The organism is Adlercreutzia wanghongyangiae (assembly GCF_035989245.1).
Classification (GTDB): Bacteria; Actinomycetota; Coriobacteriia; order Coriobacteriales; family Eggerthellaceae; genus Adlercreutzia; species Adlercreutzia wanghongyangiae.
Window position 1 is genome coordinate 1 of sequence record NZ_JAYMFF010000001.1, and the last position, 18,148, is coordinate 18,148.

The 18,148-nt window shown below is 63.3% G+C and carries 14 protein-coding genes; 3 read left to right on the forward strand and 11 right to left on the reverse strand.

Features of this window, described 5'->3' with window-relative positions; translation table 11 throughout:
• Positions 1–154 precede the first annotated feature (154 nt).
• From VIN30_RS00005 to VIN30_RS00025, 5 genes are all read right to left on the reverse strand, one after another.
• A complete protein-coding gene (locus VIN30_RS00005; RefSeq protein ID WP_338208234.1) occupies positions 155–1,063 on the reverse strand; it encodes an electron transfer flavoprotein subunit alpha/FixB family protein in 909 nt (302 codons plus the stop codon).
• A complete protein-coding gene (locus VIN30_RS00010) occupies positions 1,063–1,827 on the reverse strand; it encodes an electron transfer flavoprotein subunit beta/FixA family protein (protein WP_338208235.1) in 765 nt (254 codons plus the stop codon). Before VIN30_RS00010 ends, VIN30_RS00005 begins: the two co-directional genes overlap by 1 nt.
• A gap of 110 nt (positions 1,828–1,937) precedes the next feature.
• Entirely contained in the window at positions 1,938–3,056 is a 1,119-nt protein-coding gene (locus VIN30_RS00015; protein WP_338208237.1) for an acyl-CoA dehydrogenase family protein, read from the reverse strand.
• A gap of 15 nt (positions 3,057–3,071) precedes the next feature.
• On the reverse strand, positions 3,072–4,196 hold the full coding sequence (locus tag VIN30_RS00020) for an acyl-CoA dehydrogenase family protein (RefSeq protein ID WP_338208239.1): 1,125 nt from the start codon (positions 4,194–4,196) through the stop codon (positions 3,072–3,074).
• Positions 4,197–4,298: 102 nt separating this feature from the next.
• Entirely contained in the window at positions 4,299–5,537 is a 1,239-nt protein-coding gene (locus tag VIN30_RS00025; protein WP_338208241.1) for an MFS transporter, read from the reverse strand.
• Between the two features lie 335 nt (positions 5,538–5,872).
• Between VIN30_RS00025 and VIN30_RS00030 the strand changes: the two genes are divergently transcribed.
• Positions 5,873–7,144 carry a hypothetical protein gene (locus tag VIN30_RS00030; RefSeq protein ID WP_338208243.1) on the forward strand — a complete coding sequence of 424 codons (1,272 nt, stop codon included), beginning with the start codon at positions 5,873–5,875 and terminating at the stop codon, positions 7,142–7,144.
• Positions 7,145–7,785: 641 nt separating this feature from the next.
• On the opposite strand, the gene VIN30_RS00035 is transcribed toward VIN30_RS00030, so the two are convergent.
• The 5 genes from VIN30_RS00035 to VIN30_RS00055 form a co-directional block, all read right to left on the reverse strand.
• A complete protein-coding gene (locus VIN30_RS00035) occupies positions 7,786–8,076 on the reverse strand; it encodes a YerC/YecD family TrpR-related protein (RefSeq protein WP_338208245.1) in 291 nt (96 codons plus the stop codon).
• Between the two features lie 211 nt (positions 8,077–8,287).
• Positions 8,288–9,667 (reverse strand): MFS transporter, encoded by a 1,380-nt coding sequence (locus tag VIN30_RS00040; protein WP_338208246.1) that lies wholly within the window; start codon positions 9,665–9,667, stop codon positions 8,288–8,290.
• A 314-nt stretch (positions 9,668–9,981) separates the two neighbouring features.
• Positions 9,982–12,288, reverse strand: a complete 2,307-nt coding sequence (locus tag VIN30_RS00045) for a carbohydrate-binding domain-containing protein (protein ID WP_338208248.1) — start codon at positions 12,286–12,288, stop codon at positions 9,982–9,984.
• A 74-nt stretch (positions 12,289–12,362) separates the two neighbouring features.
• Entirely contained in the window at positions 12,363–13,058 is a 696-nt protein-coding gene (locus VIN30_RS00050; protein ID WP_338208250.1) for a DUF4956 domain-containing protein, read from the reverse strand.
• A gap of 90 nt (positions 13,059–13,148) precedes the next feature.
• A complete protein-coding gene (locus VIN30_RS00055) occupies positions 13,149–14,153 on the reverse strand; it encodes a VTC domain-containing protein (RefSeq protein WP_338208251.1) in 1,005 nt (334 codons plus the stop codon).
• Positions 14,154–14,348: 195 nt separating this feature from the next.
• On the opposite strand from VIN30_RS00055, the gene VIN30_RS00060 reads away from it, so the two are divergent.
• Together VIN30_RS00060 and VIN30_RS00065 are read left to right on the forward strand one after the other, a co-directional pair.
• Positions 14,349–15,065 carry a response regulator transcription factor gene (locus tag VIN30_RS00060; RefSeq protein WP_326426341.1) on the forward strand — a complete coding sequence of 239 codons (717 nt, stop codon included), beginning with the start codon at positions 14,349–14,351 and terminating at the stop codon, positions 15,063–15,065.
• A 60-nt stretch (positions 15,066–15,125) separates the two neighbouring features.
• A complete protein-coding gene (locus VIN30_RS00065) occupies positions 15,126–16,601 on the forward strand; it encodes a sensor histidine kinase (RefSeq protein ID WP_338208255.1) in 1,476 nt (491 codons plus the stop codon).
• Between the two features lie 83 nt (positions 16,602–16,684).
• On the opposite strand, the gene VIN30_RS00070 is transcribed toward VIN30_RS00065, so the two are convergent.
• Positions 16,685–17,854 carry a 4Fe-4S binding protein gene (locus VIN30_RS00070; protein WP_338208257.1) on the reverse strand — a complete coding sequence of 390 codons (1,170 nt, stop codon included), beginning with the start codon at positions 17,852–17,854 and terminating at the stop codon, positions 16,685–16,687.
• Between the last annotated feature and the right edge of the window lie 294 nt (positions 17,855–18,148).

Sequence of the window (18,148 nt, forward strand, 5' to 3'; positions counted from 1 at the left end):
CCCGCGCTCGCGGCCACGTAGGCCGCCACGGCGCCGGCGCAACCGGAGCCGACGACGATGATGTCGAAATCTGGTTCAATGTCGGCCATGCAGGCCCTCCTTTTCCTTTCTTGTTACGTGAGGGGGCGTTCGCCCGCCGTCGGGCCATCCACTCCTAATGCGCTCCGACAGCCGCGATGATCTGGGGCACAACCTCGTGGAGGTCTCCCACCACACCATAGTCGGCTGCGCGAAAAATAGGGGCATCCTTGTTGGAATCCACGGCCACGACAACCTTAGAGTCCCTCATGCCGTAAACGTGTTGCAACTGACCGGACACGCCCATGGACAGATAGAGCTCAGGCTTGACGATGGCGCCCGTGATGCCAATGTAGCGATCTTTGGGCAGCAACTTACGCCCCTCGGCCACGTCGCGCGTGCACCCGACAGCACCGCCCAAACCGTCGGCCAGCTTCTGGGCCATGGCTACGTCCTCGGGCCCATCGATGCCCATGCCCACGCAGACGACGACCGATGCCTTCTCCAGGTCAACATCTCCCACGGGGAAGGGGCTCAGAGAACGACGGACAATGCGCCCGTCAACCTCGACAACGCGTTCTTCCACGGCGCTCTCCTGAGGCGCCGGCTCGGGCTCTACGATGCCGGGGGCGACAGTAGCCACGCACGGCAGAGGCGCCTCGCACACGTCCACCACGGCGCCTCCGAGCACGGTGCGCTCGGCGCGCAAGAAGGTCCCACGCAACTCCAGAGACGAGGCATCCGACACCATGGCGCATCCGAGGCGGCCGGCCACGTTCGCGGCCACCTCCCGGCCGGCGACCGTTGAAGAGGCGAGCAGCAACCCGCCGGCATCCTCTCCGACAATGGCGGCGATGGCGATGGCATAATCCTCGGGGCGCTCGGAACCCCCTTTGAGCACGATCACCTCATCAGCCCCAGCACCCGCCAGATCGCCGGCATCGCCGACGGCGAGGATGGACGAGGCTGCTCCGCTCCGGCGGGCCCAGGTCGCGAGCTCCGCGGCAGCGGCGGCGCTCTCGGCGAAAATGTACACCTTGGTCATTACAGCACCCCTTCCTTGCGCAGCGCTTCAGTCAGATTGTCGAGCCACCCCTCGTCCGCCGCGTCCCACTGGACGTTCTTGCGGTCCATGGCGTAGCCTCGCTCTTCGACTACCGATGCCAGGGGCGCTTGCGCCCCCGCGAGCTCGGCTGCGGAAATCTCCCGGCTGGGCTTCTTGGAGGCTTGCATGATCTGCCGCAGGCCCGGAATAGGGGCCTCGGCCGCCTCCGGCAGCACGGCGATCACGGCGGGCAGGGCAACCTCGACGACCTCGATGCCGGCGTCGGCCTGGCGTTCGGCCACCAGCTTGCCGTCCTCGAAGCTGACGCCCGACACTGCCGTGACGACAGGCCATCCCATAAGGGCGCCCATACGCGGCGCAGTTTGGCGCGAGAACTGATCAGAGGAACCGTCGGCGCAGATCACCAGCGCCACGTCACTCATTTCCCCGACGGCCGCGGCGAGCACTGCAGCGCTACGGGCCGAATCGGCCGTGCCGGCATCGGAATCGTTGACCCAGACCAACTCGTCAAGTCCCCGCGAGAGGGCATCCTTAACGGACTTTCCCACCCGATCGTCCCCGTAGCTCAATCCGATAAGCGACCCGCCCAGAGCCGCGGCCGCCTCGACGCCCGCCTGGATAGCATTGCGATCGTAGTCGGAAATCTTCATCTTGGCGCGAGACGTGTCCACGGAAAGGTCGGAAGCAATCTTCACGTCCGCCTCGTCCATAACCCACTTGTAGCAGGCAACGACGTTCGGCATCGTCTTTCTCCTTTCTTTCTTAGATTGGGTCGAGCCCACCTAAGCAGCCCGCAAAAGGGGCGGACCACCACGCCGCTAGACGCGTCCGCCCCTCCTGCACCCTCGAATTCCTACAGACCCATCAGTGCGGCCATGGAGCCGTAGTGGATCTCGTTAGTGATGTCCATGTGGGTGTAGTTCAGCTGATCGCCCATGTAGTGCCAAATATTCGGATCATGGTAGCCGATGCCGCCGAACAGCTTCATGCATTCGTAAGCCACGGGCACGAGCATTTCAGAGGCGACGACCTTAGTGGCCTCCGCCGTCTTGCGCCAGCGCTCGCCAACCTCCTCATCGTGATTGCGATAGTACTCGTCGTTGAGCATGGCGCAGTCGTAGATCAGCGCCTCGGCGGCGATAATGCTCATCTCCAGTTCGGCCAGCTTGTGCGATACGGCCGTCATAGACGTCAGCGGCTTGAAGTTGTGGGTGCGGGTCTTGCACCATTCAAGCGCCTTCTCGTAGAGGCCCTTGGCGCAGCCCAGGGCCTCGGCGGCGCAACCGTCGTACACCTGGTAGTAAACATCTCCCGAGCCCACGCCCGTCACGCCGGTCATCTCCTCGGGCACAAAGACATCTTTGAACACCATGGTGCCGCCATTGTTGCCGGCCATGCCGATCTTCTTATCGTTGGGGAGCACCTCGAACCCCTCCATGCCCTTCTCGAAGAAAGCATAGCGCGTGTTGCCCTCCTCGTCCGGGCCATAGCAATACACCACGTCGCCGATGTGGTTGGTAGCGTACAGCCGCGTGCCGTTCGCAATATAACCACCGTCGGTCTTGGTGAAGAACAACTTCGACTCGGTGCCATTTGCCTGGCCCGTCGGGGGTGTGGCGCCCGAGCCAAGAGCCGTCTCGCCAGCCAGCAGCGCCGGCAGGTACTTATCGCGAATGGGCGCATCCACGAAATGGGAGGCGGACACAAGCAGGATCTCAATCGAGAGGCCGAAGCCCGGACACACTTTGCATATCTCTTCGAAGATAATGCAGACCTCAACCTGACCTAGGCCGAGACCGCCCCACTCCTCGGGATAATTGGCGCCGAGAATGCCCAGCTCGGCAGCTTTCTTAAGAAGCTCGGGGGGATAGGTGTTGGTTTCCAGAATCTCAGGAACCAGCGGAGCCAGCTCGTTTTCGGCAAATTCGCGGACAGACTGGCGGAAAAGCTCTTGCTCTTCAGTGAAAATCATCGTAGATCCCCTTTCTTAGTACAGCTCATCGGCGAGGTCGATCATGTGCGCGATGCTCTCGAGCAGAAACTCGGTGGTCTGGTCCATGATGGCGCCAGCCACGGCGTCGGCGAAGTAGTGGTAAACGTGCACGTCGCTGTAACCCAAACCGCCGTGAAGCTTCATGCACTCACGGGTGACGTCGAAAGCAACCGTGGGCACATACGCCTTTGCCGCTTGCGACTTCAGATAAGCATCGGACAGGGTCTCGGCATGGCTGTAATCATCGGCGGCGTCGAAGACAAGCGAGCGACACGCCAGAATGGCGCACTTCATCTTGGCGATGCGCTGGGCCTGGGCCTGAATGGAAGCCACTGGCTTGAAGTCGAAGGTGCGGGTCTTGGCGTAGGCGACAGCCTGATCGAAGGCCCCCTCCATGGCACCCAGCGAGATGGCCGAGCAGACAAGCCAGATATTGTTGTAGAACTCACCTTCGCCTACTTCGCCATCGAGGACCATATCATCGGGGCAGAAGACGTCCTTGTACACACAGGTGCCGCCGCCAGAGCCCTTCATGCCGAATTTGATCTCATGAGCATCGTGGTTGAAGCCGGGCGCATCCCCGGGAATCGTGAAAATGCGCATATGACGGTCTTCGTCAAGAGCGTAAACCTGGTGAACGTCAACAGCAGCCGCGTTCGTTACAAAAAGCTTGGTGCCGTTGAGAAGGTAGCCCCCGTCCACCTTCTTTGCCATAACCTGCCATTCGGCCATATTCGTATGACCCTCAGGAGCCGTTACAGCGCCGTCGAAGACGAGTTCGCCAGACAGGCAGCCCGCCAGATACTTGTCGCGAATAGCCGGAACGTCCTGAATGCCCGGCAGTCCCGGAGCGACGCACATGAGAATAAGTCCGAGTGTGGGAGCAACCTTGGAAAGCTCCTCCGTCACGATGCACACCTCGGTCATGCCCATATCGCTTCCGCCGTACTCCTTCTTGACCATCAGGCCGAAGAAGCCCAGTTCACCCATACGACGATAGATATCGCCCGGAATGAACCCCTCGTTCTCGATGATATCGGCGATGCGAGGACGGATCTCGTTCTCTGCGAACTCACGTGCCGTTTGCTGCAAGAGCAGTTGTTCTTCGGTAAAGAGCATGTCTCCTCCTAAAGAGCGTGTTGAATAATGCATTCGAGTCAAGAGGCCGCGCCCGTTTCAAGGTCAAATATCCAAGGCGAGAATGCAGCAGCCTCTTATTCCCTACTGGACCTTGGCCCGATTGGTCAGCGGGAAGATAGCAACGATGCCGATAACCGCCAGCACGATGAAGGCGATGAACGCCGTCGTGTAGGATCCGCCGCCCAGATCGAAAAAGACGTTCATAACTGTGGGGCCGAGAGCCACGCCCGCGTAGCAGAAACCGCAGAGCGTACCCATCTTCTTCGCGTAATCCTTGCGCCCGAAAGCATCCATGACCGCGATACCCGGAGCAGTCATGCACATATCGTAGGCAGCGCCCACCAAGGCGGCCACGACATAGACCATGGGCAGGCTCACAGCGCCGATCATCATAATAACCATGGCCACGATAAGGAACGCAAAGCAGATGGCGATCATAACGCGGCTGCCCAGCTTGTCGAGCACGCGTCCAAAGGGGATCAGGCAAATTGCCGAGGCCGCAAGGGCCACCGAAAGCGCCGTGCCAGACAACTCCGGGAAGCCGAAGTCCCCCACGAGCAGCGGGATATTTGCGAGAATCGCATATCCCACCACGCCGACAATGAGCATCACGATGGCGAGCGCCCAGAACTTGCCCGTCTTGAGCATCTCCGAGTAGGACGGACCGGTCTCTTCTGCAGCGGAGGCCGCGCCTCCCTGCGACCCAGCTTCGTCGGCACCCATGGGGGCAACGCCAAGCTGATCGGGCGAACCCTTGTACAGGATAAAGCAGACAACCATGCCAACCACGCTAATAGCTGCAATAACCAGCAGCGAGGGGCGCCATCCCGTAACAAGGATCAGGGCGGCCACGGCGGTGGCGGCAACGATGCCCGCCACCGAGCCGAATGTGGAGGCGATGGACATGTAGGTTCCAGTATTCTTCTGGAACCACGCATTGCACACGGCATTAACGGCATTGTTGTTCAAGAGCGCGCAACCCGTGCCGAAAAGCACGCCAGCCAAATAGAGAAGCGGAATACCCTCGGCAAACGAGAAGACCGCCAGTCCAGCCGTGCAGAGAACGCCGCCGACAATAATGAGTTTCCGCAAACCGAGCTTCTCCGCTAGCTGGCCGTAGAAAAACATACTCACGATAGTGTTGCATGCGGCCACCAAGGTGATGGTGAGCATGAAAGCCGCACGAGAAATACCCCACTCCTCGGTAATCGGCGCTGCGTACAGCGAGAGGCTGTTCCATCCGATGCCGACCCAGATAACCTGCATAATGCAGATGGAGGCAAGAGCGAGATACGCATACCTCTTTGTGCCTTGGGACATCTTGGACCCTTTCTTGTTGAATTCTCCAGGGATTGCCAATCCCTCCGACAGGGGGTTAAGAACGTCCGGAACCCCTTCACCCCATAACGCCTGCGTCATTGCACTTGGCGCAGAAGCCATGCCCTGAAGACGGCGTCCCGTCTCGGCGCAGCTTTGACGTTTTTATAGGAAATACCCCTCCACCAGCGCAATGCTTGATTTTCCAATAGTTAAAAATCGAAAACTGATATAAGGCAAAACAATCCTCACCTTGGAGTTTTCCGTGACGGAGTGAGCCATATAATAGAAATAAATATCCGAGCATCAGTTTTTGTTTCCTCGGAAAGGGGTCCGCTTTGGCAGAAGACGACGCACGCTTCCTCGAAATTGTTTTCTCCCCTGAATTCGAGGCGCTTTGGCAGGCCATCGTCGACGAGCCCATCACCTACGGAGAGTTCTGCGCCATGGATATGCCCGCAGGCATAAGCCCGAGCAAACTATGGGACGCCTTCTCCCTCCTCAAACGCTGCATGGGGGAATCGAACGAAATAAGGCCCTGGTTCGTCAACGTGGGAAAAGACCTATGTTGGAGCTATACGCCAAAGAGCATCGAGAAGGACCTTTTCGATCTGTCATCGCTTCTCGCTCCCCGCTCCTACCTCAATCTTCACGTCAGCGCCAAGGGATTCTTCAACCCCGTTATCGCCGAGAATGTCATCGAAGAGATGGGATCGGTCGCTCGCCGCGACGGCATCCCCCTTACCGACGAGGTCATTCGAGAGCTGTGGCTTGGGCACCGGAAGCCACGCAGCAAGTACGAGCTCATTGTGCAGAACGCACGGAGCCTGCTCGCCAAAGTGCCCACCCTGGCGAAGAAAAACTACTCGATGCTTCTGGCAGACGATATCAATGCCGCTTTGGTTCACGGCGCCGAAGATGTACGACCCATTCGGTCCCTGCACTTCGACACCCAGTACTACGACATCGATCGTGTCAACGACGCAAACTTTGTCGAGAATTCCTACCGGTCGTGCCTCGCCATGGCCAACAGAGCAACCGAGCCGCGTGACGTCATCTTCGCCAGCATAGTTATGGCGGACGCTCTCTGGGATCTTTCTCCCTGGCCCTCCTGCAATGCCCTCACCGAATATCTCATGAGAATCGTCCTGGGAGAACGGTCGGGAATACCGGCACTCGCTTGCATCCCCCTTTCGAGCAAAGACTCGGCAGGCACCGACGGATTCTCGGAACTTCATGTGAAGGAGGCGAACAACACCCACGACCAGGGGCTGGACAGCACGTGGCTGTATGCCGGCCAGGTGAAGATTCTTCTTGCAGGGGCGAGAGACCTCCTCGGACGCCTTGAAGGAGCCGAAAACGAAGAGGCGCGGGTGCGCGTCAAAATAGAGGAGACCCCCTGGCTCAACTTCCGCCAAAAGGGCCTCCTCATCGCCCTGCGCAAGTCGCCGCAAAGCTATGCGCTCATCAAGGATTACGCCGAAGCCAACAAAGTCGCCTACGCGACCGCCCGGCAAGACCTGCTGGAACTAGAGGAGCACGGCCTGCTCATCAAGGAAAAGATGGAGAGGACGTTCGTCTACCGGCTCTCTCCCAGAACCCACTGGTGAGCATCAACGGTCTTTCAAGACACACGAAGGCCCGCGGGAGGGGGGATCCGCGGGCTTCGTGTTGTGGCGACAGCGAGACGAGGAGAAGCTTCGCCACTCGGTAAAACAAGAAGAGAGGAGGTGTCGCAAGTTCGGAATCGCTTCGGCGCTTCAGGCTTTCGCGCTCCGTACCTTCCGACGAAAGTTATAATAGGGTAACTTATTTACGCGGGCAAGATTGTTCACCCAGGTTTACATTTTCTTCATAATTGGAGAGCGCGGGCGCCGAGCATCCTTCCCCGGCCCCGTCATGCGGGCAACCGCTGACGAATTATCACGGGAAGATGGACGGTTATTTACGCGATGGTAACTAACGACCTCGCAAAGCCCCGCAGTCGGACCGAGCAGCCTATACTGCCATCAGCGAAACGGAAAAGAGCTGAAATCCTCCTTCCCTTTCCTTTCCTTCTTCTCTCTTTGGAAGCCGGGACTCCCCAATCCACCTGGCTTCCGCGAGGACGAGATCTCCCCAATCCGTTCTCGAACCCCTGACAAGGCGGCCTTCCCCGGGCCGCCTCTCTTTTTGCCTTCAAGCAGCCAGTCGCCACGAGCACTGCCGAGAGCAGACCGGTAGCCGCAATGTGCAGGCCCCGTCGCGGGACTCAGCCCTCCTCGGCCAGAATCTTCAAAGCGCGCTCGTAGCCGCCGGCGCCATAGCTGAGGCACTTGGAAACGCGGGCGATGGTGGTAGCCGAAGCCCCCGTTTCCGCCTCGATGGTCGCATAGGACTTCCCTGCCGACAGCAGGCGCGCCACCATGAGACGCTGAGACGTCTCGCGAATCTCGCGCACCGTGAACAAGTCTTCCAGAAGCGCGAACACGGCGTCGGGGTCATCGAGCGCCGCCAGCACCTTCAGCAAGTCTTCCACTTCGGTCGTGCGAATATCAGCCATCCCGTCGTCCTTTTTCGTCAGCCAGCTTCAAGAGATTGGTCCGAAACACTCGGACCGCTGCCATTGTACTCCAACACGGTAGAGCAACGAAGCAGCGCTTCCCCACCCCGCAAAACCATCGCATGGCGCAGCGACCGGCTGCGCCGCTGAAATCCACCCGGCATGTGCGATTCGCGAACCCGCGTCGGCGCCCACCGCCCCGCCTGGGCGCCTACCGTCGTGCCATGCGGCGGGCGTACACCACCGCGCTTGCGAATCCGATGAAGGCCACCGCAGCCGAAACAGCCATGGCCGCAGCAAAACCCTCGGCACTGGCCTGGGCCGCTGGCGCACCGGCGGCGGTAGCCGTCACCGACGCGGCGCTCATCACGCCGATGTAGGCGGCCGGCCCCAAGCAGGCCGACAGCTGCACGGCCATGGACATCAGCGACACGCCGTGCGCGTTCAGCTCGTCGGGCAGCCGGCGCAATCCAGCCGTCTGCGCCGGCGACAGCACCATGCCCGTACCCAGATAACCGAAGAAGATGCCCGCCGTGGCAACCGCCACCGACGCAGCCAGGGCCCCGGCGATGGTGACCGCCAAGCCCGCCACGGCAATACCAAGGCCCGCAGGCAGCAGCGGCCATTCGCCACGACGATCGAGCGCGCGACCCGCCAGCACCGCCGCCGTGGCATTCGCCAGCACAGGGGCCACCATCAGCACGCCGGCCGCGGAAGCCGAAAGCCCCGCCGCTTCCTCGAAGTACAGCGGGGCCATCACCGACAGCGAGAAATAGGTGGTCATGGTGATCATCACCAGAACAGCCGCCGGCCAGAACGAGCCATGGCGCAGCGGTTCCATAGACACCAGGGGCCGCGCCAGATGCAGCTGGCGGCGCGCGAACCAGCCCAGCGCCAGCGCCGCGCCGCCCAGGGCCGCCGCGCCCACGGGCGGATGCAGGGCAATCTCGGAAAGCCCCAGCGACAACAGGGTGACGCCCACCGCCACCAGCAGCGCCGAGACAACGTCGAAGCCCCCGCGGGTAGGCTCGCGCCTGTCGCGCACCACGAAGGCGCCGGCTGCCGTCAGCAGCAGCGCCGCCGCCAACGGCACCAGAAACACGCTGCGCCAACCCAGGCCGCTTACCATGAAGCCTGTCACAATGGGAGCAGTCGCCGGCCCCACGGTGATCATGGCCGAGCCGATGGCCAGGTACGTGCCCATGCGCTCGTGGGGCACGCGATCGACGATGACGTTCATCATCAGCGGAATGAACACGCCGGTGCCCAGCGCCTGCACCAGACGAGCCGCCAGCAGCACCGCGAAATCGGGGGCGATCAGACCGCCCAACGAACCGACGATGCTCAGTCCCGCAGCCATGAAGAACAGGGCGCGCATGGTCAGTCGTCGATACAGGTAGGCCATGCAGGTAACCACCACGGTCACGGCAATCATATAGCCCGTGACCAGCCACTGAGCCGTTACGGCGTCCACCGAGAAGTCGCCCATGATGGCCACCAGAGCCATATTCACCAGATTTTCGTTGAAGCCGGCCAGAAACCCGCAGCCGTAGAATACCGCCAGAAGCGGCGCCAGAGACGAATCGCGCATAACCTTCCTTGCCTCGCGTCCGAACCGTTCATCGCGGCGGAACCGGAGAGGCACGGCCGCAGGCAGCGTAGATACGGGACGCCCGCCAAGGGACGCCCGCCGCGTTCTGCTAGAAAAAGTGTAGCGCAAGGGCGTTCTTTTGGCTTGGAAATCGCAGTTTTGTGACCAAGAGGCGGGAAGGGAGCCACACCAGCAGGAACCGACCTGGGAAAACAGCGCCCCGACCCCGCATGATGCAGGGTCGGGGCGCTGCTTCCGTAACAAAACCGTCCAAACGAAGCCAATTCACGGGGTTGCGGCAGCCGCAGGTCGCTCTAAGCCGTCAGTTCAGCCCTCGGACCGCCTGACTCGGACGCAGACTCGCGGCTCGCCGCTTCCTGGGCCGTTCCGCCCTGAGACGCCGCGTCCTGACCGCGCTGGCGGCCACCGGATCCGCGGCCGTCCTGCGCATCGCCGCCCGGGGCGTTCGGCGCCTGCGCATCGCCGGAACCCGGCTGCTCGCCCTGAGTTCCATCGCCCTTCATGCCGCCTGCGCCGCCGCGGCCGCCCATGCCACCGGCGCCCCAGGTGTTGCTCGGCGTGGCGGAAGCCGTGAAATCGGTGGCCGTGCCGTCAACGGTCACCACGCCGGCATCGCCCTCGGCGAACTGCGATGCCGACACGAGCACGCACTGGAAGGCAACGGGCGTCGTGTAGTCGATCACGGTCGCTCCCGCGGCGTCGGCCACCGCCACCGTAGAGCCTGCCGACCCTTGAACCATGACCAGCGCGAAGGGCTGAGCGCCCTCGGTGAAGGACTCCGCCATGCCCGCCGAGCCGGCCAGCAGCACCGTGCCGCCCGTAACAGAGGCGCCGTACTCGTAATCGAGCGCGCTGTCGCCATTGCCGGAACTAGCACCCAGCAGCACTCCGCCGGTCACCTCAACATACCCGTTGGAGTCAACCGCGTCGCCTCCGGCCTGGATGGTCACCGCGCCGCCGTTGATCTGGATAAGGCAGTCCTCGCTGGCATTAGCTCCCATCGGACCGCCCGCGCCCCCGCGGCCGCCCTGGTCGGGCGCGCCGCCAAAGCCCTCATCGCCTTCGGGACGCTGGGGCATCTGCCCCTCTTCCATGCCTTCGGGCAGCTCGGGGCGCTCGCCGTCCTGGGGCATGTTCTGAGGGTCGAGATCTTCGGGAAGCTCGGGACGCTCGCCGTCCTGGGCACCGTCGAAGCCCTCGGGCGGCTCGGGCATTTGGCCGTCCTCGCCCGCGGGGGGCTGGAAGTTGTCACCAGACGCGGCATCGCCGCCCCGCACGCCGCGGTCGCCCTTGTCGCCTTGGGACTCGGCAGGCGCCTCGCCAGTGGCATCGCCGTCAGCGGCATCTTCGGTACCCGCAGCCCCCGCGGCATCCGCATCCGCGCCAGACGAACCGTCCGCAGCCGCAGCATCAGCCGTCTCATCGGAGCGCTCGGCCACAGCGGCGTTGATGCCGTCGTCGCTTGCCACGATGCTCAACGTGCCGTCGTTGATGATCACTTTCTCAGCTTCGATGCCCTCGTCGCAGCCCGTCACCGTCAGCTCGCCGCCGTCCATGGTGAAGCGCGTCTCGGGATTCATGCCCTTGCCACCCGCTTCCACGGTGAAGCTGCCCCCGGTCATGGCCGCCTCCACCTCGGAGCGCAGCGCATGGTCAGCCGCCGTCACCGCACCCGAGCCGCCGGTAATGCGCAGATACGTGGCCGCCTGCACGCCGTCATCCTGCACGTCCAGCGCGAACGTGCCGCCATCGATGGACACGAAACCGCGCGTGGGATCCTCGTCGTTGCTCGACTTCACGCCGTCGCCGCCCGCCGTCACAGCAAAGGCTCCGTCAGCGATCTTCACGCAGTCCTTGCCGCGCAGGCCATCTTCCACGGCGGTCACAGTAACGGTACCGCCCGTGATAACCAGGTCGTCCTTGGAGTTCACGCCGTGGCGATAGTTGCCCTCCACCGTCAGCGCACCGGTGCCGTTGATGGTCAGGTCGTCCTTGGAGAACAGCGCCGCGTTCGGCTCGTCCTCGCCCTCGGCCAGAGCATACTGCGCACCGTCGGCCAGGGTGTTCTGCGTGCCGTCGGCCAAGGTGACGAACACCTTGTCGGCCCGCTGCACCTCCAGCGCCGGCCCGGCGGCATTGCGAATGGTCGCGCCGGCCAGTACCACCTGCACCTTATCTTGGTCGGTAGCGTTCACCACCAGCGATCCGTCCGTCAACTCGCCCGACACCACATAGGTGCCCGCCGCGGAGATAGTCACCGTGGACCCGTCGGCCGTCGCGCCGTCGCCCTGCACCGAGGCGCCAGCCCCGTTCAACGTGATGGCCGTAGCCGCAGCCGCATCGTAGGAGGCGTCCTTGTCGCGATCGGTGTATTCGAAGTCCATCCCATCGATATCGATGAGCGCATCCCAGTCGATCGTCTCGGTCGTCGCGTTCTCGGCCGCACCATCACCGCCCGTCGCGGATTCATCGCCCGACTCATAGGTGCCGCCCGTGCAGCCCGTAAGCGCCAGCGTTGCCACCAGCGCCGACGTTGCCGCCCCGCGCGCCCACCGACGACGCCGCTGCGCCACCGCTTCCAAACTCTGCATCTTCATCATTCAAATCCTCCCAATAGTGTTTGCATTTTCATTCTATTCGGGAAAACCTCTCGAGGCGGTTCCCCGACACAGCGCTACAGCGTCTCGCGTCCTTGAGGGGTCATTCCCAGCGATATCTTCAGGTTGCCGTTCAGACAGCGCAGCTCATCGATCATCGCCTTCTCCAGCCCCGGCGCCCGCAGACGCAGCTGATAGGTCAGCTGGAACAGGCTGCCCATGTTCGTGGTGGTCACTTCCGTCAGCTCGGACTCGGCGGTGTAGCGCTCCAACACCTCATCGAACACGCCGTCGTATTCCAAGTCCTCGGGAATGGTGATGCGCAGCGTCTTGCCCGGCTCGCGGGGCTTGCCGAAGGGCGTCAGCACGAACAGCAGATTCACCACCGCCACCACCACGGTGAACACCACGGCCAGCACCAAAAAGCCCATACCCGTAGCCAGACCCACGGCCATGGCCAGAAACACGCTGCCGATGTCCTTCGCCGACCCGGGAATGGAGCGGAAGCGCACCAGGTTGAACACGCCCATAACGGCGATGCCCGCTCCCAGATTCCCGTTTACCAGCGTGATGACCATCTGCACGATCAGCGGCAGCAGAGCCAGAGTCACCACGAAGTTCTTCGAGTAGTTGTGGCGAAACATATACACCGCCGCACAGGCCATTCCCAGCACCACCGAGAAAAGGCAGCACAGCAGGAAATCGGCCGCAGAAACCGCCCCTACCAGGGAGTCGGCCGATCCGAACACCGAACTAAACGTTGATTCGAGCATAGCAATCCTTCCTTGTTGCACGTTTTCGCTAAGAAAATGGTCAGAAATTCGACTTTTGTGTCCAAAAAGCGGCCTTATGCGCCTCCCGCCCTACATTGAGCGAGCCATTTTGCCTCTATTTATCGAATGACGATATTCACTCGGGCTCCGATCAGGGCGCATGTGCACAAAAGTCGATCTTGTGACCAAAATCGGCTCGGTTCTGTGCGCAGAGGCCATGAGATACGCATTGCCGTACTTGGTGAACGAAGTCGGGTACACCTCGCTAGCCGAAAGCGCACGCACGAGCCAAGGCGGATACGGGCCGGCGCTCTTGACCTCCATGATGGACTCGGCTCCGTCGATGATGGGCGTCCAAGGCGCATCCGCCTCGTGGCAATCCAGATACTGCAAGCGATCGTCGAACGTCAAGCGCAAATCCGCGTCGAACGCCGCCTCCGCCCCCGGGCGCAGCCCCCACGCCTCACGATCGCAGGCAATGCCCATAGAGGGAACCAACGGCAGCCAGCGGTCCATGGCCGCGGTCAGCTCGCGGGCGATCTGGCGCGTCGCCGGCGCCAACCCAGCCGCCGCCTGGTTCGCGTCGGCCAAGGGCCAGCGCGTACAGGCCAGCTCGTAGGACAAGCCGCTTACGAACGCCAGGACCGCCGGCAGGCTCAACGCCAAGCGCCGCTTGTACACAATGCCCTTGAACTTCTTCTTAATGCCGAAGAACACGGGGAAGGCCGCCGCCTCCATGCCCGCAACCACGCAGGCGGCGCGCACTCGCGCCCGCACCTCGTCGTCGGCCAAGGGCAGTTCCCCGCGGTCGCGTCGCAGAGGCGCCGCACCGAAAGCGGCCAGCAGCGCCAGGCCGGGCCGCTCGCCATAGGCCCGCAGACGCAGCTTCTCTTTGTACAGGGGCTTCTCCACCGAACGGGCGATGGCGGCGCGCTCAGGCGTGTCCAGATACAAGCTGGTGATGCGCGTGCGCCCGTAAGCATCCACAGCCATGGCGCCCTCGTGGCCGGCGGCCTGCTCTACCGCCCACCGCTGGGCAGGCGTTATACGGTACTTCTTCTCGACGCGCTTGAATACGCTGTTGTACGCCATCATGTCTCTTCCCGTGCTGTGCGGCCCTCATGGCGGGCGCGAAACGCCACCGCCAAGCCACATCTCCATTTTTTGACGGCGGCCATCATAGGCATTGACCCTGAAAACTCACTGAAGCACCCGATTTCCTTTCAGGTTGCCTTCAGGCGTCGCGGTACAATGGCCCCAGCATAATTCGAGGTCGCAAAGGAGCGCGCCGTGCATATTCTGGTTGTTGAAGACGACGTCCGCCTAGCCGAGGCGCTATCGCGCATTCTGGAGGACAACGGCTACACGGTGGACATGGTGCACGATGGGCAAGCAGGCATCGATTACGGCACCGCGGGCATTTACGACGTCATCATCTTGGACGTGATGCTGCCCAAAGCCGACGGCTTCACCGTGGCCCAGAGCCTGCGCCGCGAACACGTGAGCACCCCCATCCTGCTGCTGACAGCCCGCGACGCTACCGCCGACAAGATCGCTGGGTTGGATTCCGGCGCCGACGACTACATGACCAAGCCCTTCTCGCCCGCCGAGCTGATGGCGCACCTGCGCGCCCTCACGCGGCGCCAGGGCGACGTGGTGTTCGAGACCATCACCGCGGGCGACCTGACGCTCGATCTGGAAAGCCTCGATCTTTCCTGCGGCGATGCCACCATCAGCCTCAGCCAGAAGGAATTCGCCATCGCCCGCATCCTGCTGGGCTCGCCGGGCGCCGTGGTGTCGAAGGACGCCCTCATCGCCCGCGCCTGGGGCCCCGACTCCACCGCCAGCGGCAACAACGCCGAGGCCTACATCTCGTTTCTGCGGAAGAAGATGGACCACCTGGGATCCACGGCGCGCATCGAGACCATCCGCTCGGTGGGCTACCGGTTCGTGGAAGGCCCCGACACCGAGCCATCGGCGAAAAGCAACGCGCGGAAGGGCGCCTAGCCATCTATGGGAGCCTCGTTTCTCGCCCACGCGGCGCACCGTCTCCGCAGGACTCTGGGAGTGCCCCCGGATGCCGACCCGGGCGCCTCGCCCCTGCTGCGCAAGCTGCGCCTGAAGTTCATCGCCGTGAACATGGGCCTGGCCGCCTTGGTGCTGACCTCCTCGTTCGCCACCGTGTGCTATGTGAGCTACCGCGGCGACACCGACGAGATCTACCGCACGTTGATACAGACCGCCGAGCGGGCGGCAGTGCAGCCTCAGCTAGTGCCCAACCATGGGCCGCTTTCGCCGGAGGGCGACCCCGGCCTCGGAAACAACGCCGACCCTGGTCGCACCCTCGAATCGCAGCGCACCATTGGCGGGGCCGATCGGGAAGAGGATGCCGCCGAGGCCGCCGAGAACGAGGAGTCGTTCGCGCCGCCGGAGATCGGCGGCCCCCACGGGCGCCGAGATGCGGCGCTGCCCGTGGCCGTGTACTACGACGAGAACGGCACCGTGGCGCATATCGCCGACCAGTCGAGTGCCTCAGTGAGCATGGATGTGCTGGCCGAGGCGATTGCCACGCTGCGCCATACGGAAGACCCCTACGGCTACCTGCCCGAATGCGGCCTACTGTACGCCAAGCACGCCATGGGGCCCGGCCTGGTGGTGGCGTTCGCCGATGCCGCCGAGGCCAATGCGTGGCAGTCGCTGGCCTGGGCGCTCGCCGGCGTGGGCCTGGGGGCCCTGGCCCTGCTGCTGGCGCTGAACGTGCTGTTCTCCCGCTGGGCTTTGGGGCCCGTGCAGCGGGCGTGGTCGCAGCAGCAGCAGTTCATCGCCGATGCGTCTCACGAGCTGAAAACCCCGTTGACGGTGATTCTGGCCAACAACGCCATCCTGCGCCAGCGCGGCGATGAGACCATCGCCAGCCAGGGGCAGTGGATCGAGAGCACTCAGATGGAAGCCGAGCGCATGCAGGCCCTCGTCACCGACATGCTGGATCTGGCCCGTCCCGCGCCGGCGGGCACCCAGCGCGACACCGTGGACGCCATCGACTTCAGCCGCCTGGTGGAAGGCGAGGCGCTCACCTTCGAGTCGGTGGCCTTCGAGAAGGACATCGCCTGGGAAACCGCCGTGGCCGAGAACATCGCAGTGCGCGGCGACACGCGGCGGCTGCAGCGGCTGGTAGCGGCCCTGCTGGACAACGCCTGCAAGTACACCGATCCCGGCGGTCGCGTGACCGTGCGCCTTGGCGCCGCCGAACATGCCGCGGTGCTAACCGTGAACAACACCGGAACGCCCATCGACGCCGCCGATCTGCCCCACCTGTTCGACCGCTTCTACCGCGCCGATAAGGCGCGCACGCGAGCAGCGGAAACGCCGAACAGCAGCGGCAGCGCCGAGGCCGCCTCGTTGGCGACCCCGAGTACCCCCGGCGGCTACGGCCTGGGGCTCGCCATCGCCCAGGACATCGCTCGCGCCCACAAGGGCATCCTCACCGCCGCGAGCACCCCCGCTACCGGCACCACCTTCACCCTGAAACTGCCCCTGGCGTAAAAGAGCCCCCTGGACGTTGAAGAGGATAGAGTCCAGGGGGCAGGGCAGGTCAGCCGCCGGTTACACAGGGAGAAAGCGGCGTTCTACCTCTCGAAAATATCACCGTTGAACGTTTGGCGGAACGTATCGAGAATCTGGTGCGGGTTGTCCGCCAAGCTCACCGCGCGTGGCGTCATGGCATAGCGGTGTCGTTGCCCCTCGGCCAGCCACCGAAGGGGCACCTCGTCGAGCAACGCGATCGCACCAGCCGGACAGATGTCTTGGCAGCTGCCGCATTTCACGCAATCGCCAGGCGCATGGGTCACTCCCAGGGTGCCGTCGGCGTCGTCGAACTTCACGATGGCCCCCGTCGGGCAGAAGGTGGCGCACATACGGCACGACACGCACCGCGCCCCATCGATGACCACTGCGCCCCACAGCCGGCTTTCCAGCACGCCCTCGGCAGGCGATCCCAGCTGGGCCAACGCGTCAAGCAGTCGCTCGCGCCGATCGGGAAGGAAGTGCGGCAACGTGCCGTCTTTCATAACATGGGGCAATCTTTCGGTCGCGGAATACGACGGCACCTCGCCGTCCGTCGCAGCGGCTTGCATCAAAGCGGCCGGCGCGCAGCCCACCGCCTCGTTGACGACTGCATCGAGGAGCGCCGAATCGGACGGGCAATCGGCAACGACGATGTCGAGATCACCACCCCACGCGCCCAGCAGGCGGCGCGCTGTTTCCGCCACCAACTCGGCCGTATCGCGGCCATGCCGCTGCGCGCACCGTTCGCACGGGCCGCAGAGCACCGTCGCCTGCTGCACCCCCTCGGCGGCTAATGTTACCAGCAGCGACTCGTCCACCCGCCCCGCACACACCACCGGCACCACCGCGTCGCCACCCGCCGCATCGCCCAGCGCCTCTCGCGCCGGATGGCAGGCGACGACCACTGTGCGCCCGCCGCGCGACGCACGCGCCGCGCGCAGACACGCGGCCTTCAACTCGGCATCGCTCGGGTTCAGCGCCTCCAAAGCGCACGTGGGGCACACGGTGGCACAAGTGCCGCAGCCCACGCATCGGTCCGCGTCGATGATCAGTTCGCCATCTTCGAGGCAAATGCATCCCGACGTGCAGGCCGCAGCGCACTTCAGGCAATCCACATTGCGATTGCGCACTTTCGCGCAACGTTCGCGATGCACACGTACCGCCGCGCTGTCCACGGCTTGGAAGGCGGCACCCACATGACGGTGCGCCGCCGCATCAATTCTCTCAACCATAGTTGCTCCTCTTCAAAGCCGGCGGAACCTCTCCCAAAATCCCGCCGTCTTACAACTTGGACAAACCTTTCCCGCACCTTCCCAAGATCCTTCGACTTCGCGCTTCGCTCAGGATGGCACAGGATGCTTTACCGCCGGGCTCCGGTACCCGCGACCGCCGACCTCTGCGCGCCCCTCGGAGAACGCGGCTGGTAAGAAGTAGATTCCACTTCAGCAGCAGCGATGCCGGAGACGTACCGAAATGCGTGCGTCATCCCCTCTACTTCTTTTGCCGCGCTCGCAGAGGGAAAAGCG